The sequence below is a fragment of the Micromonospora sp. DT68 genome (assembly GCF_049847245.1).
In the GTDB taxonomy this organism is placed as follows: domain Bacteria; phylum Actinomycetota; class Actinomycetes; order Mycobacteriales; family Micromonosporaceae; genus Micromonospora; species Micromonospora profundi.
Genome location: NZ_JBNCNZ010000010.1, coordinates 1 through 21,353, shown reverse-complemented (window position 1 = coordinate 21,353; position 21,353 = coordinate 1). Strand labels below are relative to the sequence as shown.

Annotated in this window: 16 protein-coding genes; 5 read left to right on the top strand and 11 right to left on the bottom strand. The window is 71.2% G+C overall.

Features of this window, described 5'->3' with window-relative positions:
• Positions 1-135: 135 nt before the first annotated feature.
• The 4 genes from ACPXB1_RS19160 to ACPXB1_RS19145 form a co-directional block, all read right to left on the bottom strand.
• Positions 136-687 carry a pyridoxamine 5'-phosphate oxidase family protein gene (locus tag ACPXB1_RS19160; RefSeq protein ID WP_355597873.1) on the bottom strand — a complete coding sequence of 184 codons (552 nt, stop codon included), beginning with the start codon at positions 685-687 and terminating at the stop codon, positions 136-138.
• 67 nt (positions 688-754) lie between these two features.
• Entirely contained in the window at positions 755-1,522 is a 768-nt protein-coding gene (locus tag ACPXB1_RS19155) for a 3-oxoacyl-ACP reductase (RefSeq protein WP_355597875.1), read from the bottom strand.
• Between the two features lie 5 nt (positions 1,523-1,527).
• Positions 1,528-2,883, bottom strand: a complete 1,356-nt coding sequence (locus ACPXB1_RS19150) for an aldehyde dehydrogenase family protein (RefSeq protein WP_355597877.1) — start codon at positions 2,881-2,883, stop codon at positions 1,528-1,530.
• Between the two features lie 136 nt (positions 2,884-3,019).
• On the bottom strand, positions 3,020-4,384 hold the full coding sequence (locus ACPXB1_RS19145; RefSeq protein ID WP_355597879.1) for a glutamine synthetase family protein: 1,365 nt from the start codon (positions 4,382-4,384) through the stop codon (positions 3,020-3,022).
• Between the two features lie 151 nt (positions 4,385-4,535).
• Between ACPXB1_RS19145 and ACPXB1_RS19140 the strand changes: the two genes are divergently transcribed.
• Positions 4,536-5,168 carry a hypothetical protein gene (locus ACPXB1_RS19140; RefSeq protein ID WP_355628493.1) on the top strand — a complete coding sequence of 211 codons (633 nt, stop codon included), beginning with the start codon at positions 4,536-4,538 and terminating at the stop codon, positions 5,166-5,168.
• Here the strand turns inward: ACPXB1_RS19140 and ACPXB1_RS19135 are convergent.
• The 6 genes from ACPXB1_RS19135 to pcaF all read right to left on the bottom strand — a co-directional run bounded on the left by ACPXB1_RS19135 (position 5,163) and on the right by pcaF (position 12,399).
• Positions 5,163-5,813 carry an alpha/beta fold hydrolase gene (locus ACPXB1_RS19135; RefSeq protein ID WP_355597883.1) on the bottom strand — a complete coding sequence of 217 codons (651 nt, stop codon included), beginning with the start codon at positions 5,811-5,813 and terminating at the stop codon, positions 5,163-5,165. The two genes, ACPXB1_RS19140 and ACPXB1_RS19135, sit on opposite strands and share 6 nt — an antisense overlap.
• A gap of 52 nt (positions 5,814-5,865) precedes the next feature.
• A complete protein-coding gene (locus ACPXB1_RS19130; protein WP_355597885.1) occupies positions 5,866-7,458 on the bottom strand; it encodes an amino acid permease in 1,593 nt (530 codons plus the stop codon).
• A 96-nt stretch (positions 7,459-7,554) separates the two neighbouring features.
• Positions 7,555-8,055 carry a DUF456 domain-containing protein gene (locus tag ACPXB1_RS19125; RefSeq protein ID WP_425735602.1) on the bottom strand — a complete coding sequence of 167 codons (501 nt, stop codon included), beginning with the start codon at positions 8,053-8,055 and terminating at the stop codon, positions 7,555-7,557.
• Complete coding sequence (locus tag ACPXB1_RS19120) at positions 8,052-10,226, bottom strand: putative bifunctional diguanylate cyclase/phosphodiesterase (RefSeq protein ID WP_355597889.1); 2,175 nt, start codon at positions 10,224-10,226, stop codon at positions 8,052-8,054. The genes ACPXB1_RS19125 and ACPXB1_RS19120 overlap by 4 nt, the downstream gene beginning before the upstream one ends.
• 4 nt (positions 10,227-10,230) lie before the next feature.
• Complete coding sequence (locus ACPXB1_RS19115) at positions 10,231-11,043, bottom strand: SAM-dependent methyltransferase (RefSeq protein WP_425735601.1); 813 nt, start codon at positions 11,041-11,043, stop codon at positions 10,231-10,233.
• Positions 11,044-11,193: 150 nt separating this feature from the next.
• Positions 11,194-12,399, bottom strand: a complete 1,206-nt coding sequence (pcaF, locus tag ACPXB1_RS19110) for a 3-oxoadipyl-CoA thiolase (RefSeq protein WP_355597893.1) — start codon at positions 12,397-12,399, stop codon at positions 11,194-11,196.
• 106 nt (positions 12,400-12,505) lie between these two features.
• Between pcaF and ACPXB1_RS19105 the strand changes: the two genes are divergently transcribed.
• The 4 genes from ACPXB1_RS19105 to ACPXB1_RS19090 all read left to right on the top strand — a co-directional run bounded on the left by ACPXB1_RS19105 (position 12,506) and on the right by ACPXB1_RS19090 (position 16,779).
• The gene (locus ACPXB1_RS19105; protein ID WP_355597895.1) at positions 12,506-13,471 is read left to right on the top strand and encodes a glutathione S-transferase family protein; all 966 of its coding nucleotides are present in this window, start codon (positions 12,506-12,508) and stop codon (positions 13,469-13,471) included.
• Complete coding sequence (locus tag ACPXB1_RS19100; protein WP_355628484.1) at positions 13,464-14,147, top strand: DUF998 domain-containing protein; 684 nt, start codon at positions 13,464-13,466, stop codon at positions 14,145-14,147. The genes ACPXB1_RS19105 and ACPXB1_RS19100 overlap by 8 nt, the downstream gene beginning before the upstream one ends.
• A 197-nt stretch (positions 14,148-14,344) precedes the next feature.
• Positions 14,345-15,643 carry a dicarboxylate/amino acid:cation symporter gene (locus ACPXB1_RS19095; RefSeq protein WP_355597909.1) on the top strand — a complete coding sequence of 433 codons (1,299 nt, stop codon included), beginning with the start codon at positions 14,345-14,347 and terminating at the stop codon, positions 15,641-15,643.
• Positions 15,644-15,711: 68 nt separating this feature from the next.
• Positions 15,712-16,779, top strand: coding sequence for an NADH:flavin oxidoreductase/NADH oxidase (locus tag ACPXB1_RS19090; protein WP_355628481.1), 1,068 nt, complete (start codon positions 15,712-15,714; stop codon positions 16,777-16,779).
• A gap of 80 nt (positions 16,780-16,859) precedes the next feature.
• Here ACPXB1_RS19090 and ACPXB1_RS19085 read toward each other — a convergent pair whose 3' ends face one another.
• Positions 16,860-20,366 carry an ABC transporter ATP-binding protein gene (locus tag ACPXB1_RS19085; protein WP_355597901.1) on the bottom strand — a complete coding sequence of 1,169 codons (3,507 nt, stop codon included), beginning with the start codon at positions 20,364-20,366 and terminating at the stop codon, positions 16,860-16,862.
• Positions 20,367-21,353: the final 987 nt, after the last annotated feature.

Sequence of the window (21,353 nt, the reverse complement as noted above, 5' to 3'; positions counted from 1 at the left end):
ACTTGTACCCAGCAGGATCAGCAACGTAACGCATGGCGAACCGTGGACGCTGTTTGGCTGCGCTCTGCCCGTCGGACACCCGACAGTGCGGGTCGGGCATGAGCCGGGCCGGCGGCACGGAAGTGGCCCGACGACTCAGAAAACGGGCAATCCGTCGATGCTTGCGGCGTTCTTCGTGGCCCGGTACGTCACCAGGTCGTCGGTCGTACGCCGCGAGTGTGAGGTAAGCAACAGGTCGCGTTCGGCGCGGAAGTCCATCAGCGGCACCGCATAGCCGCAGGAGTCGCTGACGCGCTGCACGTCGACGGTGATCACGGCCCGGACGGCGTGCACGTCCGGTGGGGCGGGAAACTCGGCCAGACGGTCGGCGAAGTCGGCATCGGTGACCGCGACGCTGCTGCCCCGACCGTGCAGCCGGACGATCTTCGGTGGCCCGTCGAACGCGCAGAACATAAGCGTGATGCGGCCGTTGTCCCGCAGGTGGGCGATGGTCTCGGCACCGCTGCCGTGGTAGTCGAGGTAGGCCACCCGGTGCGGGCCGAGGATCACGAAGGTGCCACGCATGCCTTTCGGCGAGACGTTGACGTGCCCCTCCGTACCGGACGGCGCGGTGGCCACGAAGAAGACCGGCTGGGCCGCGATGAAGTCACGCAGGCGACCGTCGATCTCCGAATACACCTTGCCCATTGGCTGATCCTCCCACCGGCCGAGTCGCCGCACGGGGGCGACGTATGTCACACCGGCAGGCGCCGCCTCACAGCGGAGTGACGTACGCGCCGGTGATGCCGCCGTCCACCACGAACTGCGCGGCTGTCATGAACGAGGCGTCGTCGCTGGCCAGGAACGCCACAGCGGCGGCGATCTCCTCCGGCGCCCCGAACCGGCCCATTGGCACGTGCACCAGCCGGCGTGCTGCCCGCTCCGGGTCGGCGGCGAAGAGTTCCAGCAGCAGCGGGGTCGCCACCGGGCCGGGGCAGAGCGCGTTGACCCGGATGCCCTCCCGCGCGAACTGCACGCCCAACTCCCGGGTCATCGCCAGCACGCCGCCCTTGCTCGCGGTGTACGCGATCTGCGACGTCGCCGCGCCCATCAGCGCCACGAACGAGGCGGTGTTGATGATCGAGCCCTTGCCCTGCCGACGCATGTGCGGGATCGCGTACTTGCAGCACAGGTAGACGCTCGTGGTGTTGACTCGCAGCACCCGTTCCCACGCGTCGAGCCCGGTGTCCAGGATCGAGTCGTCCTCCGGCGGGGAGATGCCGGCGTTGTTGAACGCGATGTCGACGCTTCCGTGCCGCTCGGCGACACCGTCGAAGAGGTCACGTACCGCCGTCTCGTCGGCGACGTCGGCGGCCACGAATTCGCCGCCGCACTCCTGCGCGGCCCGCTCGCCGGCCGCCTCGTCGATGTCCACGCAGACGACCCGGGCACCCTCGGCGGCGAACCGCCGCACGGTGGCCAACCCGATCCCGCTGCCCGCTCCGGTGACCACTGCCACCCGGTCCTGCAACCGACCCTGCACTGGCGTCACTCCTCTGTCGCGATGAACACGTTCTTGACGTCGGTGAAGGCGTGCAACGCGTCCGGACCCAACTCGCGGCCCAGCCCGGAGCGCTTCATCCCACCGAACGGAGTCCAGTACCGCACCGAGGAGTGCGAGTTGACGCTGAGGTTGCCCGAGTCGACGGCGCGGGCCATGCGCAACGCCCGACCGACGTCCCGGGTCCAGATCGAGCCGGACAGGCCGTACTCGGTGTCGTTGGCGAGCCGGATCGCGTCAGCCTCGTCGTCGAACGGGAGGACCGAGACCACCGGCCCGAAGATCTCCTCCCGCCAGTGCCGGTCGGCGGGCGAGTCGGCCAGCAGCACTGTCGGCGCGTGCCAGAAGCCGGGGCCGTCCGGGCAGGACCCGGTGAACGCGACTGTCGCCCCGGTCAGGTAGCCGGCCACCCGGTCCCGCTGCGCGGCGGAGATCAGCGGACCCATCTCGGCGGTGTCCCGGGACGGGTCCTCCACCCGCACCGCGCGTACCGCCGGTTCGAGCAGTTCGAGGAAGCGGTCGTACACCTGGCGTTGGACCAGGATCCGCGACCGTGCGCAGCAGTCCTGGCCGGCGTTGTCGAAGACCGCGCCCGGCGCGGTCGCGGCGGCGCGTTCCAGGTCGGCGTCGGCGAACACGATGTTGGCGCTCTTGCCACCCAACTCCAGCGTGAGTCGCTTCACCTGCGCGGCGCAGCCGGCCATGATCCGGGTGCCGACCTCGGTGGAGCCGGTGAAGCAGATCTTGCGGACGGCCGGGTGGGTGACGAACCGCTCCCCCACCACCGAGCCCTCGCCGGGGATGACGGTGAACACGTCGTCGGGCAGGCCGGCCTCGCGGGCCAGTTCGGCAAGCCGCAGCGCGGTGAGCGGGGTCAGCTCGGCGGGCTTGAGCACCACAGTGTTGCCGGCGGCAAGGGCCGGAACGAAACCCCAGGCGGCGATCGGCATCGGGAAGTTCCACGGCACGATCACCCCGACGACGCCGAGAGGTTCGTGGAATGTGACGTCCCACCCGCCCGGCGCCGGGATCTGCCGCCCGGTCAACCGCTCCGGCGCGCCGGCGTAGTAGTCCAGCACGTCGCGGACGTTTCCGGCCTCCCAGCGGGCGTTGCCGATGGTGTGCCCGGAGTTGCGGACCTCCAGCGCGGCCAGCTCGTCGAGGTGCGCGTCGACGACGGAGGCGAACCGCCGCAGCAACCGCCCCCGATCCCCCGCCCCGACAGCCCGCCAGGACTCAAAAGCAGAAGCAGCCCGAGAAACAGCGGAGTCAACCTCGGCGAGTGTCGCCCCGACAACGTCCCGAATCCCCGCCCCAGAAGCCGGATCAACAATCAACGCCATACCCGCTCCCACCCCTCACCCTGCCGCCCCCACCCACCCTGCCGCGTCGATCATGGAGTTGTGGTGCCTCGCGAAAGCCACATTCGATCGCATTCTGCCCACCACAACTCCATGATCGACGCGGGCGGGGGGCGGGTTAGAGGCGTTCGAAGCCACGGGTTAGCTCCCAGTCTGTTACCGCTGCGTCGTACGCCGCGATCTCCACTCTCGCCTGGTTGGCGTAGTGGGCCACCACCTCTTCGCCGAACGCCTCGCGGGCCACCTGGGAGTTCTCCCAGAGGGTCAGGGCGTCACGGAGAGTGCCCGGAACCCGCTCGGCCTCGGGGTCGTCGTACGCGTTGCCGGTGCACTCCTCGCCCAACTCCAGCTCGCGCTCGATGCCGTGCAGGGCGCCGGCGACAAGGCCGGCGATCGCGAGGTACGGGTTGACGTCGGCGCCGGGTACCCGGTTCTCCACACGCATCCCCTGGCCGTGCCCCACCACCCGCAGCGCGCAGGTGCGGTTGTCCACCCCCCAGCGCAGCGCCGTCGGGGCGAACGACCCAGGCTGGTACCGCTTGTAGGAGTTGATGTTCGGGGCGAAGAGCAGACTGAACTCCCGCATCGTGGCGAGCAGCCCGGCGAGCACCCGCTGACCGGTCTGCGACAGGTGGGCAGGCCCGTCGCCGAGCATCGCCGACGAGCCGCCGGAGTCCCGCAGCGAGAAGTGGATGTGGCAGGAGTTGCCCTCCCGCTCGTTCGGCTTGGCCATGAAGGTGATCGACATGCCCTCCTGGGCGGCGATCTCCTTGGCCCCGTTCTTGTAGATCACGTGGTGGTCGGCGCACGCCACTGCCTCGTCGTACCGGAAGGCGATCTCGTGCTGGCCGAGGTTGCACTCGCCCTTGGCGCTCTCCGGGGTCAGCCCGGCGCCGGCCATCTCGGTGCGGATGCGGCGCAGCAGCGGCTCCACCCGGGCGGTGCCGAGCAGCGAGTAGTCCACGTTGTACTGGTTCGCCGGGGTGAGGTCGCGGTAGCCGCGCCGCCACGCCTCCTCGTACGAGTCGCGGAACAGCACGAACTCCAGCTCGGTGCCGGCGTACGCGGTCAGCCCGTGCTCGGCCAGCCGGGCCAGTTGCCGGCGCAGGATCTGCCGAGGTGAGGCGACCACGTCGCCGGAGCCGTCCAGCCAGGCCAGGTCGGCGAGCAGCAGCGCGGAGCCGGGCTGCCAGGGCGTCCGGCGCAGGGTCGCGAAGTCCGGCACCATTGCGAAGTCGCCGTAACCACGCTCCCAGCTCGACATCGCGTACCCGTCGACGGTGTTCATGTCGACGTCGACTGCGAGCAGATAGTTGCAGCCCTCGCTGCCACCCTCCACCACCTGGTCGAGGAAGTAGGGCGCGTGGAAGCGTTTGCCCTGCAACCGGCCCTGCATGTCGACAAGGGCCAGCACCACGGTGTCGATTTCACCCTCGGCGACGGCGACCCGCAGTTGTTCCAGCGTGAGCGGAGCTTTCCTCATTGGCGGGCCCTCCATCACCAAGGTCTACTGGCAAACCGGACCACCGTCAATGCCCCCGGCCGGCACCCCGGCAAACGCGGTAGTCGCTTCGTTCGAGAGGGACCCGCTTCGCGGGCAACGAAAGGATCTTGGTCGTACTAGCCTGCACGCCATGGCCTTGAGTCCGGATCAGTTTCACGACCATGCGCTGGCCGTTGCCGACGACGAGCGGCGGCTTCCCCTGGCGCGTATGACGGGGTGGGACATCAGCCCGTTCGAAGAGGACACTCTGCGGGTCGCGCCGCTGCGCCCACCGGTCCTGCCCGAGCCCGCTCGGCACGGCGAGGACCCGGCGGACTGCCAGCCGTGCCGGGAACGCGACGAGGGCATCTGGTTCAACGACCACTGGCGGCTGGCCCAGGTCGCGGGCGTGGGCGTGCCGCTGGTGCTGATGCTGTGGCCGCGCGACCATCACGACCTCACCGACCTCCCCGACGAGCTCGCCGCCGAACTGGGCCTGCTGACCACCCGCATCGCCCGCCACGTGCAGGCACTGCCGTACATCTCCCGCGCGCACGTCTACCGCTTCGGCGACGGCGCGGCCCACCTGCACATCTGGTTCTTCGCCCGACCCGAGGGCCAGGCCCAGCTCTTCGGCTCCTGGCTGCCCGTCTGGGACGACCTCCTGCCGGAATACCCCGCCGACGTCGCCGCGGCGGACGCCGCGACCGTGGCCGACGCCCTGATCGCCTCACACGGGGGCCGCCGGTTCGCGACCCCCGCCGCGGCTACTCCAAGCTCATGACCCGCCGGTCAGATAGTCGGTCAGTCGGTCGGCGAGCTGCCGTGGGTGGCTGAGCGCCACGGCGTGACAACCGTCGACCTCGTCCGGGACGACGCCGAGACGATCGGCGGCCACCTTGCGTAGGAAGGCCGCCGGGAAGAACCTGTCCTCGCGGGCGATGAGCACCTTCGTCGGCACGGCCGGCCAGGCGTCCAGCGGCCACGGCTCGTTCCACTCCGCGCTTACCTGCTCGCGGACGTGCGCCGGGGCCGCCGCGACGACCTCGGCCGGCACCCCGCTGTAGAACTGCTCCTCCTCGCTGAGCCCTTGCGGGCTGCGGTAACCGGTGTTGTCCCACCAGTCGCCGGGCCGCTCACCGGGACGCGGGATCATCGGGGTGAGCAGGACCAGCAGTCGCACCGGCAGCCGGGCGGCGATCAGCGGCGCGGTGAACCCCCCGTACGACTGGCCCACGACCACGAGGTCGCCACGGTCACCGACCGCGTCCACGACCGTGTCGACGAACTCGGCGAACCCGGCCGAACTGTCGTCGATCGGAAGCTCCGGCACCACCACGTCGTGCCCCCGATCGACCAACTCGGGGACCACCAGATGCCAGTCCCACGCACTGCCACCGCCGCCGTGGATGAGCACGAAAGTCGCCATGTGCCGCAGACTCGCACACGGGTATGACAACCCCCGCCCGGCCGACGACCCGTCAGCCGCCCTCGGTACCGACAGTGGGCTGCTCCCGCGTCGGCGAGGGCGACGCCTCGACGGTACGCACGGGGCCGGTGAACCACTTCCGGGCCGAGGCGTACCACCAGACGGCGACGAGCAGCAGTACCCCGCCCACGGCCAGCGGCGCGTAGTTCACCGCGGACCAGGCGAAGTCGTCGTTGCCGGGCACCCCGGCGGGCACGATCGGCAGCACGAAGTAGACGGCGATGACAGCGATCTCGATGACAGCGATCCAGCCGAGCACCTTGTACTTCCGCCCCAGCGTCCACGGGCCGGGGGTGAAACGGTCCCCCATCCGCAGGCGCAGCGCGATCGGGATGAGGAAGGACAGGTAGAGCCCGAGCACCGCGACGGACACCACGGCGTAGAAGGCGATCGGAATGCCGGCGGGGCTCTCGTAGAGCGCGGGGAGGGTGAGCACCAGCCCGGCAAGTGTGGCGCCGATGATCGCGTTGGCCGGGGTGCCGTTGCGGTCCACCTTGGACCACAGCCGCCAGCCGGGCACGGCCCGGTCACGGCTGAACGCGTACGTCATGCGGCTCATCGATGTCACGCAGCTCATGCCGCAGAAGAACTGCCCGATCGTGGAGATGATGATGACGATCTTGAAGAACACCGGGGTCAGGGCGGATTCGAAGATGGCGCCGGAGAAGCCGCCGGCCGCGTTCACCGCCTCCACGTCGGTGGCCGCGAAGAGGAACGCCAGCAGCAGGATCCAACCACCGATGGCCGAATAGAAGATCGACTGCCAGAGCCCTCGCGCGGCGGCCTGCGAGGCGCCGCGGGTCTCCTCCGAGACGTGCGCGCAGGCGTCGAAGCCGGTGATCGTGTACTGCGTGAGCAGGAAACCCAACGGCAGCACGTAGAACCAGAACGTCAGCCCGCCGACGTCCCCGTCACCGAAGCCTGAGTTGTTGAACCGCTCGGTGAACACGAACTGGAAGCTCTGGTGGTTGTCCGGAACGAAGACCAGGATGGCCACCACGGCGGCCGCGCCGGCAACGTGCCACCAGACCGAGACATTCTGGAGTACGTCGATGATCCGGTGCCCGAAGACGTTGATCAGCCCGTGCAGCGCCAGGATGATCACGAAGAGGATGAACGCCTGGCGCAGCGTGCCGGCCCAACCGTCGAAGAGCGCCGACAGGGTGAGGTTGAGAAACGTCGCGCAGCCGTAGTCGACCGAGGCGGTGACCGCGACAAGCCCGATGAGGTTCAGCCAGCCGGTGAACCAGCCGTGCACCGGACGACCCATTGTGGCCGCCCACCAGTAGATGCCGCCGGCCGTCGGGTACGCGGACACCAGCTCGGCCATGCAGAAGCCGATGATCAGGATGAACAGGGAGATCAGCGGCCAGCCCCAGGAGATGGCCACCGGCCCGCCGTTGTTCCACGCCTGGCCGAACGTGGTGAAGCAGCCGGCCAGGATCGAGATGATGGAGAACGAGATGGCGAAGTTGGAGAAGCCGCTCCACTTGCGGCGCAACTCCTGTTTGTAGCCGAGTTCGGCGAGCCGGCGGGCATCCTCGTCCATCGGTTGCTCGGCGGTCGGCACGGGCGTCGTGGCCACTGCACACCTCCCTGAGGTGGTTCCGCGTGCGAGTGGGCAAAGTGTCATCCCGCCGATCAACTGTGGTCAATACGATGCCGGCGTTTCCCCCAAGGGTCAGGTCACCAGGAGGCCGGCCAGCCATAGCGCGGCGACGGCAGTGCAGGCGGCGAACTCGACGAGCATGGACAGGCCGGCGGCCTTGACCGCCTGTTTCGTGGACGGCCAGGCCAGCCGCGAGTCACCGAGACGCAGCCGCTCGGCGGCCCACACCCCGCCGACGAACCCGAGCACCAGGCCCACGATCGGCACCACGAAGAACCCGATGATCCCGAGCAGCCCGCCCGCGAGCAGCGTCATCGTGGGCACACCGGTGCGTTTGAGGTTCCGCCCCGGCCAGGCGTACTTGACCACGGTGCCAGTGACGGCGACGAGCGTCGCGGCGGCGAACACCGCCCAGCCACCCGGGCCGGCGCCCCCGAAGATCGCCCAGACCAGCACGCCGCCCCAGCACAGCGGCAACGCCGGCAGGCCGGGCACCACAACGCCCGCCAACCCGGCCAGAATGGCCAACCCTGCGAGCACAGTGACCGCTGCGGAGGCGTCCGTCACGCTCACCGCGTCACCTCCCGGGCGCGCAGCCGCGCGGTGATCGAGTCGGCCGGCGCTGGTGCGCCGAAGTATCGCCCCTGACCTGTGTCGCAGCGCAGCGCCCGCAGCCGTTCGGCCTGCACCGCGGTTTCCACCGCCTCGGCGGTCACCCACAGCTCCAGGGCGTGCGCGAGCCGGACGAGCGCGTCGACGATCCGCTCGTCCCGATGGTCGGCCGCGACGTCCGTCCCGTCGGCGCGGATGCCCTCGACGAACGGGCCGGCCAGTTTCAGACAGTGGATCGGCAGCCGGCGCAGGTACGCAAGGTTGGAGTAGCCGGTGCCGAAATCGTCCACGGCCAGCCGGACGCCGAGCGCCGCGAGCTGGTGCAGGCTGCGCAGCGGCTCTCCGGCGCTGCCCATCACCGCGCTCTCGGTCAACTCCAGCTGGAGCAGCTCGGCCGGCAGTCCGCTGGTGGCAAGCGCGTCCGCCACCGTCGAGACGATCGCCGGGTCGTCGGCCTGCCGGGCGGCCAGGTTGACGCTCACCACAAGCTGGGCCTCGGGGAATTCCCGCCGCCACCGCTCGGCGTCGTGGCAGGCCCGCCGCAGCACCCACTCGCCGAGCGAGACGATCAGGCCGGTCTCCTCGGCCAGGCCGATGAACCGGTCCGGGCCGATCAGGCCCAGCTCCGGGTGCTCCCAGCGGACAAGCGCCTCCACCGCGAGCATGGTGCCCTCCAGCAGCGCCACGATCGGCTGGTAGTGCACCACGAACTCGCCCCTGTCGAGTGCCGCCGGCAGCCCTGCGACAAGTGCCGACCGGGCGATGTCGCGGGCGCTGCGCTCGGGGTCGTACACCGCCCAGCGGCCCCGGCCTGCGGCCTTGGCCCAGTAGAGCGTGGTGTCGGCGGCCTTCATCAGCTCCGAGGCGGTGGTCTCCGCGGCCGGGCACTCGACGATGCCCACGCTGGCGGAGACCGCCAACTGCTGGTCGCCGACGTGCACCGGGGCGGCGACGGCGACAAGCGCCGCCTCCGCCACGGCCACCGCGTCGGCGTCGCCGTTGCCGTCCCCGCCGTCGACAAGGATGACGAACTCGTCGCCGCCCATCCGGGCCACGAGGTGACCGCGGTCGGCCACGCACTCGGCCAGCCGCCGGCCGATCACCACAAGCAGCCGGTCACCGAGGTCGTGGCCGAGGCTGTCGTTGATCGCCTTGAAGCCGTCCAGGTCGAGGAAACACACACCGACCCGCTGACGGGGCCGCGCGGTGTCGAGGACCCGACCCAGCGTCTCGAAGAACAACGTCCGGTTGGGCAGGCCGGTCAGCGGGTCGTGCAACGCCTGGAAACGCAGCCGCTGCTGGAGTTCGTACCGCTCGGTGATGTCCTCGACCATGGCGACGGTGAAGCGGGGACGACCGTCGTCGTAGCGGATCAACGAGACGGCAAGGTCCGTCCAGACGACGCTGCCGTCCTTGCGGTAGTAGCGCTTCTCGACCCGCGCCGAGTCGCGCTTTCCCTCGATCAGCTCCTTGTAGATCTCCCACATGCCGGCTGCGTCGTCGGCGTAGGCCAGCGACGCCACGTTGGTCTGGCACAACTCCTCGATGGAGTAGCCGAGCATGTCGGCGAACGCCTGGTTGACGTCGAGGATCTGACCGTCGACCCCGGCGATGCCGATGCCGATGACCGCGCCGGTGAAGACCGCACGGAACCGCGCCTCGCTGTCGCGAAGCGCCTGCTCGACCTCGTCGCGTGCCTGCCACGCCGACCGGGCGATCCGCTCCTGCTGGGTGAACGTGCGGTCGCGCAACGCGCGGGCGAACCCGGCGGCCACCCCGCCCTGCACCGCGGCGATCCTCCGCCTCAGGTCGGCCGGTCGGTCGTCGGCCGCCAACACCCGACGGGGAAAGTCGTCACCGAGGGCGGTGAGTGACCACTCCAGCGCCCGGGGCTCGGTCAGGTGGGCCTCCACCAGCGCCCGCCCGACCTCCTCGGCGGGACGGACCGAGAACGGCTCGGCCTGCACGGCCTGGGCCAGCCGCACTGTGTGTACGAGCAGCAGCCGCTCGGTCTCGGCCGCGCTGAGCGGCACGAAACCGAGGCGGCGTACCGCGCGGGCCCAGTCGGCGGCGTACCCCTGGGCGTCGGCCCGGCCGACGTCGACCCCGGTGGGGTCCGGGACGGCGGCCACGGGATCAGCCGACGGACTGGTCGTACCGGGCCACGCCCCCGAAGGCACCGAACCGCTCCGGGTGCTCGTCCACGTCGGCCGGCGAGTCGGGGCGCCAGAGCGGCATGTGCACCACGCCCGGTTCGAGCACCGTCCAGTCGCCGAAGAAGCCGGTGACCTGAGCGCGGGAGCGCAGGGTGATCTCGGTGTCGGTCCGGGAGGAGAGGCGCTGGGCGTCGAGCATCTCCTGCGGCTGGTCCTCGAATGTGGAGTGCGAGATGACAAGGAAGCTGCCGGGCGCGGCGGCGGCCCGCAGCGTGGCCAGGATGTCCTCGGGGCGGTCGGCGTCCGGGATGAAGTGCACCACCCCGGCCAGCAGGATGCCCATCGGTCGACTGAAGTCGATGAGCCCGAGCCGCCGGGTCTCTTCGAGGATGCGCGCCGGCTCCCGCAGGTCGGCGTGGATCACACCGGTCAGGTCGTTGCCGGCGAGCAGTTCCCGGCTGTGCGCGACGGCCACCGGGTCGATGTCGACGTACACCACCCGGGCCTTCGGGTTCGCGGCCTGGGCCACCTCGTGCACGTTGCCCACGGTGGGAATTCCGGAGCCGATGTCGAGGAACTGGTCGATACCGACGTCGAGCAGCGCCCGGACGGCCCGGCGCAGGAACTCCCGGCCGGAGCGCATGGTGGCGGCGAGATTCGGGGTCATGCTGGCGATCTGCTCGGCCAACTGCCTGTCGATCTCGAAGTTGTGTGCCCCGCCCAGGAAGTAGTCGTACACCCGGGCCGCGCTCGGCCTGGTCAGGTCAATCTCGGTCGGCAGTCCGTCCGGCATCAGCGTGCTCCCCAGTTCAGCGCCGCGGGCGAGGCGGCTCGGCGCCGGCTGCCCCTGCGACCACCGGCCGACCCCGCGTTTTGTGTGGTGTGGACCACTCTAGGCCGCCGACTCCCGCGTTCGGGAGATCCCCTCACGCTCTTTCCGCGCTCAGCCGGCCGACTCCAGCAACAGCGAGATACCTTGACCGACGCCGATGCACATTGTGGCAAGCGCCCACCGGCCGCCGCGACGGCGCAACTCCAGGGCGGCGGTCAACGCCAGCCGGGCACCGCTGGCGCCCAGCGGGTGCCCGAGCGCGATGGCCCCGCCGTTCGGGTTGACGTGTTCGGCGTCCACCGGCAGGCCCAACTCCCGCAGCACCGCCACGGACTGCGCCGCGAACGCCTCGTTCAGCTCGACCACATCCACTGCGCCCAACTCGACGCCGACCCGGTCGAGCAGTTTGCGGGTGGCCGGCACCGGGCCGATCCCCATGATCCGGGGCGGCACGCCGGCCGCCGCCGCGCCGCCGATGCGGGCCAGCGGGGTCAGGCCGTAGCGGGCCACCGCGGCCTCGCTCGCCACCAGCAGCGCGACAGCGCCGTCGTTGACGCCCGACGAGTTGCCGGCGGTCACAGTGCCGCCGTCGCGGAACGGTGTCGGCAGCGCGGCGAGCTTCTCCAGCGACGTCTCCCGCGGGTGCTCGTCGACCTCGACCAGCCGGGTCTCCCGACGACCCGCCGGCACTGTGACCGGCACGATCTCTTCGGCGAACCGGCCGGCGGCCTGCGCCAGTGCCGCGCGCTGCTGCGAGCGGTACGCGAAGGCGTCCTGCTCGGCCCGGCCGACGCCGTACTCGGCGGCCACGTTCTCCGCCGTCTCCGGCATCGAGTCGACCCCCCAGCCGTTACGCATCAGCGGGTTGACGAGCCGCCAGCCAAGTGTGGTGTCGTGCACCTCGGCCGAGCGGGAGTACGCCGACGTGGCCTTGGGCATCACGAACGGCGCCCGGCTCATGCTCTCGACCCCACCGGCGACCACAATCTCCGCGTCACCCGCGACGATGGACCGGGCGGCGGTGGCGAGAGCGTCAAGCCCCGAACCGCAGAGCCGGTTGACCGTGCTGCCCGGCACCTCCTCGGGCAGACCGGCAAGCAGCGCCGCCATCCGGGCCACGTTGCGGTTGTCCTCGCCGGCCTGGTTGGCGCAGCCGAGCACGACGTCGTCGACGCGGGCCCAGTCCACCGACGGGTGGCGGGCCACAAGCTCACGGATCACGTGCGCGGCCAGGTCGTCAGGGCGGACGCCGGCCAGCGCGCCGGCGTACCGGCCGATCGGGGTACGGACACCGGCCACCAGGTATGCCACGGTCATCGCGAGTCCTTCGGGGGTGCAGACGGCGGGGGCGGGGCACACCCACCGGGTCGCGAGGGCTGCCGGCCGCCAGGATATCCGCGCTCGCAGCGGATAGGTTTGCGGCATGGCCCGGCCCCAGTTCAGCGCAGAGACCAGCGGCGGCGGCGCGTTCGTCCGCCAGCCCAACCGGTTCACCGGTCGGGTCACCCCGGAGTCGACATCCCCGCCCGGCGGCGGTCCCGACGACCAGGGCCGCTGGCCACTGGAGGCCGGTCGTTATCGGCTCATCTGGTGCCGTGCCTGTCCGTGGGCGCACCGGGCGAGGATCGTGCGCGGGTTGCTCGGGCTTGACGACGCGATCTCGCTGGGCACCGTCGACCCGATCCGTGACGAGCGGGGTTGGGCGTTCGCCCTCGACCCGGACGGCTTCGACCCGGTCCTCGGCGTGGGTTTCCTCTCCGAGGCGTACCTGGCGACCGACCCGGACTACACCGGCCGGGTGACAGTGCCGGCGCTTGTCGACACGCTCACGGGCCGGGTGGTGACTAACGACTATCCGCAGCTCACGCTCGACTTCTCCACCGAGTGGCGACGACTGCACGCCCCCGACGCACCGGACCTCTACCCGGTCGAACTGCGCCCCGAGATGGACGCGCTGATGGCCGAGATCCACACCGACGTCAACAACGGCGTCTACCGGTGCGGGTTCGCCACCTCCCAGGAGGCGTACGACGAGGCGTTCCGGGCGCTCTTCGCCAGGTTGGACGCGCTGTCGCAGCGGCTCACCGACAGGCGTTACCTGATGGGCGACGCGATCACCGAGGCCGACGTACGGCTGTTCACCACACTGGTCCGCTTCGACGCCGCCTACCACGGGCACTTCAAGTGCAACCGCAACAAGTTGACCGAGATGCCGGTGCTCTGGGCGTACGCCCGCGACCTGTTCCAGACCCCTGGCTTCGGCGAGACTGTGGACTTCGACCACATCAAGCGGCACTACTACGGCACCCACGGGGCGATCAACCCGAGCGGCATCGTGCCGTTGGGGCCTGACGAGTCCGGTTGGACCACCCCGCACGGCCGTGGCTGACCGGGCGCGGGCCAGCGTCGAGGCCGCCCCCGCGCGCTCGGACGTCGCCCGCAGGCTCGCCGCGTCGGCATCTGCCGGAGGCGCGCTTGCCGGTGCGGTAGCGGTGACGGTAGCGGTGGTCGCCGGTCCAGGTCCGGGCCTCGCCGGGTACGTGAGCGAGGCGGGCATCGCCGGCAGCGCGTACGCCTCGACGTACCGGATCGGGATCCTGGCGTTGGCCGGCGCGTTGCTGCTGCTCGCCGTGGCGTTGCCGCCCGGGGTGCGGGTGGCGGCCCCGGCGCTGCTGGCCACCGGCGCGGTGTCCACCGCCGTGTCCGGGGCGGTGACCTGCTCGGAGGGCTGTCCGTTGCCGCCGTTCGAGCGGGCCACGGTGGCCGACCTGGTGCATGGTGGCGCGAGCATCGTGGCGACCGGGGCGGTGGTCCTCACCATGGCGGTGCTTGCCGTGTCCGAGCAGGCGGGGTCGGCGGTGCGCCGGTTGGCGGCTCGCGCGGCGATGCTCGCCTTCCCGCTGTGCGCGGCGATCGGGCTGGCCATGCTTGTCGTCGGCCGGGGAACGCTTGTGGGCGTGCTGGAACGGCTGGTCCTCGCGCTCGCGGTGCTGTGGGCGATGGTCACCGCCACCGTGCTGGCAGTGGGCAGGTTTATTCCGCCGTTCGGGTCTTCACGCCCGTAGGGAGCGTCACGGTCAGCGCTCCTTGCGGCGGCTCGCCATCGGCGTACTGTCAGTCATCGATGACCAATGTCTGGGGCCTCACCGTCCGCCTGTACGTCGATCTCCGACTACAGGCCAGCGGCATCTGTCCGGCGTAGCCGCTTCCCGCGCCTACCCCGACCAGACCCGACAATTGGATCATTCTCATGTCTTTTGGCCTGCGCAAGATTCCCTTCTCCGTGCAGATACTTCTTGGCCTGGCACTCGGCGTCGCATTCGGTTTCGTTGCCCGGAGCAATGACCTGAGCTGGCTCACGAGCACCCTGCACACCGTCGGCAGCCTCTTCGTCCAGCTGCTCAAGCTGGCCGTACCGCCACTCGTCTTCACCGCGATCGTGGTCAGCGTGGTCAGCCTGCGCGGCGTGGCGAACGCCGCCCGGCTCGCCGTGAAGACCCTCATGTGGTTCGGCATCACCGCGCTGATCGCGGTGAGCATCGGCATCGGCCTCGGCCTGCTCGTCAACCCGGGCAGGGGCGTCACCCTCGACGTCGGTGCGGCAGCCCCGCCGAAGAACACCGGCTCCTGGACCGACTTCCTCACCGGCATCGTGCCGACCAACCCGGTCGGCGCGTTCGTCGAGGGCAACGTCCTCCAGATCGTCTTCCTCGCCCTCGTGGTCGGCGCCGCGGCGCTGCTGGTCGGTGACGCCGCCGAGCCGTTCGTGGCACTGAACCGCTCCCTGCTGGAGATCGTCCAGAAGGCGCTCTGGTGGGTCATCCGGCTCGCGCCGATCGGCACCCTCGGCCTGATCGGAAACGCCGTCGCCTCGTACGGCTGGGACCTGCTGGCCCCCCTCGCGAAGTTCACCACAGCCGTCTACGTCGGCTGCGCCCTCGTGCTGTTCGTGGTCTACCCACTGGTGCTGGTCCTCGCCGGCCGCCTCAACCCGCTGCGCTTCTTCGCCGGCGCCTGGCCGGCGATCGAGCTGGCATTCGTATCCCGCTCCTCGGTCGGCACCATGCCGGTGACCCAACGCTCCGTCGAGCGCCTCGGCGTCCCCCGCGAGTACGCCTCGTTCGCGGTGCCCTTCGGCGCCACCACGAAGATGGACGGCTGCGCCGCCATCTACCCGGCACTCGCCGCGATCTTCGTGGCCCAGGTGTTCGGCGTGCACCTCGGCGTCACCGACTACCTGCTCATCGCCTTCGTATCGGTGGTCGGCTCGGCAGCCACCGCCGGCCTTACCGGGGCGATCGTGATGCTCACCCTCACCCTGAGCACGCTGGGTCTGCCGCTTGCCGGCGCCGGCCTGCTGCTGGCCATCGACCCGATCCTGGACATGATCCGGACCGCCACCAACGTGGCCGGGCAGGCGCTCGTGCCGACGGTCGTGGCCGCCCGCGAAGGCACCCTCGACAGGGCCGCGTACGACGCCGCCGGCCGGCGGGACCTGACCGACCCGGAGCCGGTCGCGCAGACGCGCCCCGATCTGAGCCCCGCCCCCGCCCCCGCCTGACCGACACACCCGCACGGCGACAGGCCCTCACCCCGAGGGCTTGTCGTCGTGTCGGAGAGGATGAGTTCATGAGTTCCCTGTTCACTCCCCTGGCCCTGCGCGCGGTCACTCTGGCCAACCGGATCGCCATGGCCCCGATGTGCCAGTACTCCGCCGGTCCCGACGGTCTGCCCACCGACTGGCACCTCATCCACCTCGGCACCCGCGCGGTCGGCGGGGTCGGGCTGGTGCTGAGCGAGGCGACGGCAGTGCTGCCCGAGGGTCGGATCAGCCCGCAGGACACCGGGTTGTGGTCCGGCGCGCACGTCGACGCGTGGCGTCCCGTGACAGCGTTCGTGGCCGCCCACGGCGCGGTGCCGGCCGTCCAGCTCGCGCACGCCGGGTTCAAGGCCTCCACGTACCGGCCGTGGGCACCGGAGCGCGGCGGCGTACCGGACGTCGAGGGCGGCTGGACGCCCGTCGGCCCCGGATCGGAGCCGTTCGCCGCCGACTACCGGACGCCGACAGCCCTCGACGCGGCAGGCATCGCCGGGGTCATCGAGGCATTCGCCGCAGCCGCCGAGCGGGCCCTCGCCGCCGGGTTCGCCGCCGTGGAGATCCACGCCGCGCACGGCTACCTGCTGCACGAGTTCCTGTCGCCGCTGAGCAACCACCGCACCGACGCCTACGGCGGTGACCGGGCCGCCCGGATGCGGCTCACAGTTGAGGTGGCCCGCGCGGTACGCGCAGCGGTCGGCGAGAGCGTGCCGGTGCTCACCCGCATCTCCGCCACCGACTGGGTCGACGGCGGCTGGACGATCGAGGACAGCGTGGTGCTCGCCGGCGAGTTGGCAGGTGTCGGCGTGGACCTCGTCGACGCGTCCTCCGGCGGCGTCAGCGTGGACCAGCGCATCCCGGTCGGCCCCGGCTACCAGGTGCCGCTGGCCGCCCAGATCCGCCGCGAGGCCGGCGTACCGACAGGCGCTGTCGGACTCATCGTGGAGCCCGAGCACGCCGAGCAGATCATCGCCAGCGGCGAGGCGGATCTCGTGCTGCTCGGCCGGGAGCTGCTGCGTGACCCGTACTGGCCCCGCCGGGCCGCCGCGAAGCTCGGCGTCGCGTACACCGGACCGGCGCAGTACGCCCGCGCCTCCTGAACCCGGCGCCCCCTGAACCCCGCTGGCTCGTGAGCTGCGCCGGCCGGGTGGCTGCCGTTGTTCGGCAGCCACCCGGCCGTTCAGCCAGCCAGGTGCGACCAGTCGCCCTCCAGGTCCCGCCAGGTGCCCTGGGCCGCCACAGTGCCGGCTTGCAGGACCACCACGTGGTCGGCCCGGACCAGCGCGGCCCGCTTCGCGGTCGACCCCACCACTGTCACCCCGTGCGCCCGCAGCGCCTGCCACAGCGCCAGCTCCGTCGTGACGTCAAGCGCCGACGACACGTCGTCGGCCACCAGCAATTCGGTACGCGGTGCCAGCGCCCGAGCCAACGCCAACCGCTGCAACTGCCCACCGGAGAGCCGGGTGCCCTTGTGCCCGATGAGCAGCCCCAGCCCTCCACCAGCTGCGGCCAGGTCGTGGTCGAGCTGCGCGGTGGTGACAGCCCCGGCAGCGTCCACCTGGTGCCCGAGCGCGATGTTGTCGGCCACCGTGCCGGACAGCACCCGGGGCAGCTGGCCGACGTAGCCGACCTGGTTGGGGCGCAGGAACAGCTCCGGCTCGGTGACCGGGTCGCCGTTCCAGGTCAGCTCACCGGTGTGGTGCACGATCCCGGCCAACGCCCGCAACAGCGACGACTTTCCCGCGCCGACAGGCCCCACGACCAGCACCAACTGCCCACGCTGCACGGTCAGGTCCACGTTGCGGACTGCGACCGTACCGTCGGAATGCACCACCCCGAAGCCGCGCAGCTCCAGCCGGCGCAGCGGATGCCGGGGCGGCATGGTCGGCGCGGGCGCGGTCCCGGCGGCCAGGTCGACCGCCGGGACCCCCGCGGAGTACACGTTCGTCCCGGTCATCGCCACCGTCCGTCGGGTCCAGACCCGCGCCGAGGGCATCTGGGAGATCAGCGACGCTGTCGTCCAGGCGAACCAGCGGGCCGCACCCAGTGTGGAGACGGCGACCAGCACCGCCCCGGCGGAGAGCCCGCCGCTCAGGTAGAGCGCCCACGCGCCGATCGGCAACAGCCCACTGGCCACCGACGGCGTGGAGCGCGACCACACCTGCACCGAGATCTCCCGCCGCTGCCTGTCACTGCGCAGCACGTCCAGGTCCGCCAGGTGACGCAGCACCGCGGCGGTCGCACCGGCGAGCTTCACCGTCCGCGCCGCGGACAGCGCGGAGACCAGCGCGGTGGCGAAGGAGGCCCGCGCCGCCACAGTCGCCCGGGCCGCGCGCTCCAGCTTCGGGCCGAACAGCGTCGCGGCAAGCCCGGAAACCACCATCGTGCCGAGGAAGAACAACGCGGGTACGACGCTGCCGGTGACAGCCGTCATGGCGACCACCATCACCAGCGCGACGGCCTGGTCCAGCACGTTGTCGGCGAGCTGGACCACCCGCTCGGTGTCGCCACCCTGCGCCACCACCTCGGCCGGGGTATGTGAGCTGACCCGACGCGCCCCGGTCTGGCCGTGGACCAGACGAAGGCCGATCCGCAACATCTGCCGCACCCACCACCCGGGGAACCAGACGTGGGTGTAGTACGGCACCGGCAGCGTCACCAGCAGCCCGGCCATGATCCCCAACGCCGGTAGGTACGGGCTGCCCGTCCCGTCGACAACATCGGCCCAGAGCCAGGGCAGCACGGGGCCGTCCAACCCCAGCAGGGTGACCACGAGGAACAGCCCGACCGCGGCCAGCCCGTACCGGGGATCGTTCGTGCAGAGCCGGGCGATCTCGCGAAGCGTCCGCGCCGGTGGCATGGGCGGCAAAGGCGGCGGATCGGCGCGAGGCGGCGCGTCCTGCTCGGCCGGTGCGAGCGCCGGCTCGGTCGGCCAGGCATCAGCAGGGTTGGGGCCGACCAGCAGGTCGGTGCCGGCGCCGCTGCGGCCAGCCGGCGCCGCCGCCGCATAGGCGGCGGCGTGACTGGTCGCCAGCAGTTCGGCGAAATGCGTCGACGTCTCCAGCGGGCCGGCCTCGACCACGGCGCCGTCGGAAAGCACCACCACCTCGTCGCAGCGGCGTACTGACGAGAGGCGGTGCGCGATGACGATCCCGATCCGGTCGCGCAGCAGCCGTTCGGTGGCCCGCTGCACCCGTGCCTCGGTGACCGGGTCCAGCCGTGCGGTGGCCTCGTCGAGGACCACCACGTGCGGCTCCCGGACCAGGATCCGGGCGAACGCCACCAACTGCTCCTGACCGGCGGAGAGCACGTGCCCGCCCTCCCCCAGCCGGGTCGCCAGCCCGTCCGGCAGCTCGGCGATCCAGCCGGCCAGACCCAGCTCGTCGAGTGCCCGAGCGGCGGCGTCGAGCAGCGCAGGGTCGAAGAGCGCGACGTTCTCGACGAGCGTGCCGGCCAGGATCTCGGTGCGCTGCGGTACGAGCGCCACCCAGCGACGCAACTGCTCCACATCGAGGTCGCACAGGTCGGTGCCGCCGAGGAACACCGTTCCCGGCGGCACGTCGACAGCCCTGGTGAGCACCTTCGCCAGTGTCGACTTACCCGAGCCGGTACGCCCGATCAGCGCGTACGAACGGCCACGCGCGAAGGTGAGGCTGAGCCCCCGCAGTGCGGCCCCCCGGCCCGTCTCCTCACCGCTCACGTCGTACCGGAATGTCAGGTCACGGATCCGCAGGTCACCCTCGGTCGGGGCGGCCCCGCCGACGGGCTCCTGCCGGGCCTTCTGGAGCAGTTGCACCCGCGCCCACGCGCCGAGGGCCTCCTGGATCTCCGGCACCATGCGACTGACGTGCTCCGCAGTGGCGCCGAACGCCAGGGCGAGCAGCCAGATGGCGGTGAGCCGGGCGGCGTCGACCCGGCCGGTGGCCAACGCCCACGCCCCGCCGAGCACCACCACTCCGATGCCGGCCCGGATCGTCGCGGTGGCGGCCGTGGCCACCCGGGCGGACAACACCCAGACCACACGGCCCCGGGACAGCACTGCGGCGGCCCGCCGGGCGTACAGCCGGAGCACGTACGGCCGGGCCAGACTCGTCCGTACGTCGTCCTGGCCGTGCACCGCCTCCTCCATCACCGCTGCCAGATCCGACCAGGCCTCCTCCTCGGCCATCCGGGCCGGGCCGATCTTCGCAGTGGGCCGGCGCAGTCCGACCGCGAGCACCACAGTGAGCAGCAGCATCGCGAGCCCGGCCGGCCACCATACGACCACCGCGACGACCATCGACAGCAGGCCGACGCAGAGCCCCTGGGCGAGCCGCGTCCCCTGGTTACGGACCGCCGACGCCACCTGGTAGACGTCCCCGTCGATGCGGTCGAGCAACTCGCCCACCGGAGTGGTCTCCAGGGTGGGCAGGTCCTGCCCGAGGGCGACCCGGCAGAGCCGGCGGCGCACGTCAGCGGACCAGTCGGCGGTCAGACCGGCCATCAGCAGGCTCACCGCGAGGTCGCTGATCACCACGGCGACGAGCGCTGCGGCCAGCACCGTGAAGAAGCCGGCCGAGCGATGCACGAGCACCGCGCCCGCGAGCGCCGACGCGCCAGCTTGACCTGCGGCACCGAGCACGATCAGGACCGCCACCATCGTCATACGGCGTGCAGAGGTGCCCCACAGATCACGGAGCAGACGCATCGGAGTTCCTCCGGCTGTGGGTGGCTGAGCACCCAGCGTGCCGGCCCCAACGCCGCCGAATCAACCGATTTACCCGCCTTGAGGAAGCCCCGAGATCAGCGCCGCAGAGCGCCCCGTCGCTCGCGCCGGGCGCCCGGGTCACTTTGCCCAGGCCGCCGCCGCACAGCGGTTCCGACACGTCCTCGAACGGCCGACGGGTCGCCTCCGACCCCCGGCGGCTTCTGCCTCGCCGTCGGGGTCCGGCCGCTCCCGCGACCCCAGCCCACCGGCTCGCTGGCCACCCACGGTCGACGCGAGCATGCGGATTGACCGCGCCAGCGCTTGCAGGACAGCTGGAACAGCCTCGCCAGCATGGTCAACTCGTCTTCCTTGAAACCGGTGTGTCCGACTGCGAGGGATGCCCCGGTTTCAAGGAACCCGAGTCGATCACCGCCCGGCTGACCGATTCGGCGACGCCTTGCGGCGGACATGTGGGCGGTATGTCCATTGGCGGGGGTTTCTGGGTGTGACCGGTGGCATCCCCAGGCCGGAATCGCGGCGGCCCCGGCCGGGTTACATACCCCTGACGGTCGCAGTACCACCGGCCGCAGGCCCCCCTCTCGCGGGGACGCTGCCTGGACCGTGGAGCCGGCTCGACGCGGTAGCCAATGGATAGGCCGCCCCGGGAATGACCCCGACCCCCGGGTGGTTACACATGGACCGGCCGCCAGAGGCGCCCCCCGCGCCCAGCCGCCGTGAACGACCTTCCCCCCTTTGTTTTTGTGCAGCGCCGGACGAGGTGCTCACACCCGCGCGCCCATCCCCCTTTTGGGTTGGCGGGTGTTTCCTACCCCTGAAGGAGCTACCCCCATGAACACGATCATCCGTAAGAGCATGCTGTCCGTTGCCGGTCTCGCCTTCGCCGGTGGCATCTTCGCCGGCCCCATCGCCGCCCACTCCGCCGCGCCGGTGGATGGCAAGCCCGTCGCGGTCGTGCAGGCCGACAAG

What these genes read in the sequence shown, in the direction of transcription:
- ACPXB1_RS19160 (WP_355597873.1), bottom strand. Translation starts at nt 687, where the DNA reads ATGGGCAAGGTGTATTCGGAGATCGACGGTCGCCTGCGTGACTTCATC.
- ACPXB1_RS19150 (WP_355597877.1), bottom strand. Translation starts at nt 2,883, where the DNA reads ATGGCGTTGATTGTTGATCCGGCTTCTGGGGCGGGGATTCGGGACGTT.
- ACPXB1_RS19145 (WP_355597879.1), bottom strand. Translation starts at nt 4,384, where the DNA reads ATGAGGAAAGCTCCGCTCACGCTGGAACAACTGCGGGTCGCCGTCGCC.
- ACPXB1_RS19140 (WP_355628493.1), top strand. Translation starts at nt 4,536, where the DNA reads ATGGCCTTGAGTCCGGATCAGTTTCACGACCATGCGCTGGCCGTTGCC.
- ACPXB1_RS19135 (WP_355597883.1), bottom strand. Translation starts at nt 5,813, where the DNA reads ATGGCGACTTTCGTGCTCATCCACGGCGGCGGTGGCAGTGCGTGGGAC.
- ACPXB1_RS19115 (WP_425735601.1), bottom strand. Translation starts at nt 11,043, where the DNA reads ATGCCGGACGGACTGCCGACCGAGATTGACCTGACCAGGCCGAGCGCG.
- pcaF (WP_355597893.1), bottom strand. Translation starts at nt 12,399, where the DNA reads ATGACCGTGGCATACCTGGTGGCCGGTGTCCGTACCCCGATCGGCCGG.
- ACPXB1_RS19105 (WP_355597895.1), top strand. Translation starts at nt 12,506, where the DNA reads ATGGCCCGGCCCCAGTTCAGCGCAGAGACCAGCGGCGGCGGCGCGTTC.
- ACPXB1_RS19090 (WP_355628481.1), top strand. Translation starts at nt 15,712, where the DNA reads ATGAGTTCCCTGTTCACTCCCCTGGCCCTGCGCGCGGTCACTCTGGCC.
- ACPXB1_RS19085 (WP_355597901.1), bottom strand. Translation starts at nt 20,366, where the DNA reads ATGCGTCTGCTCCGTGATCTGTGGGGCACCTCTGCACGCCGTATGACG.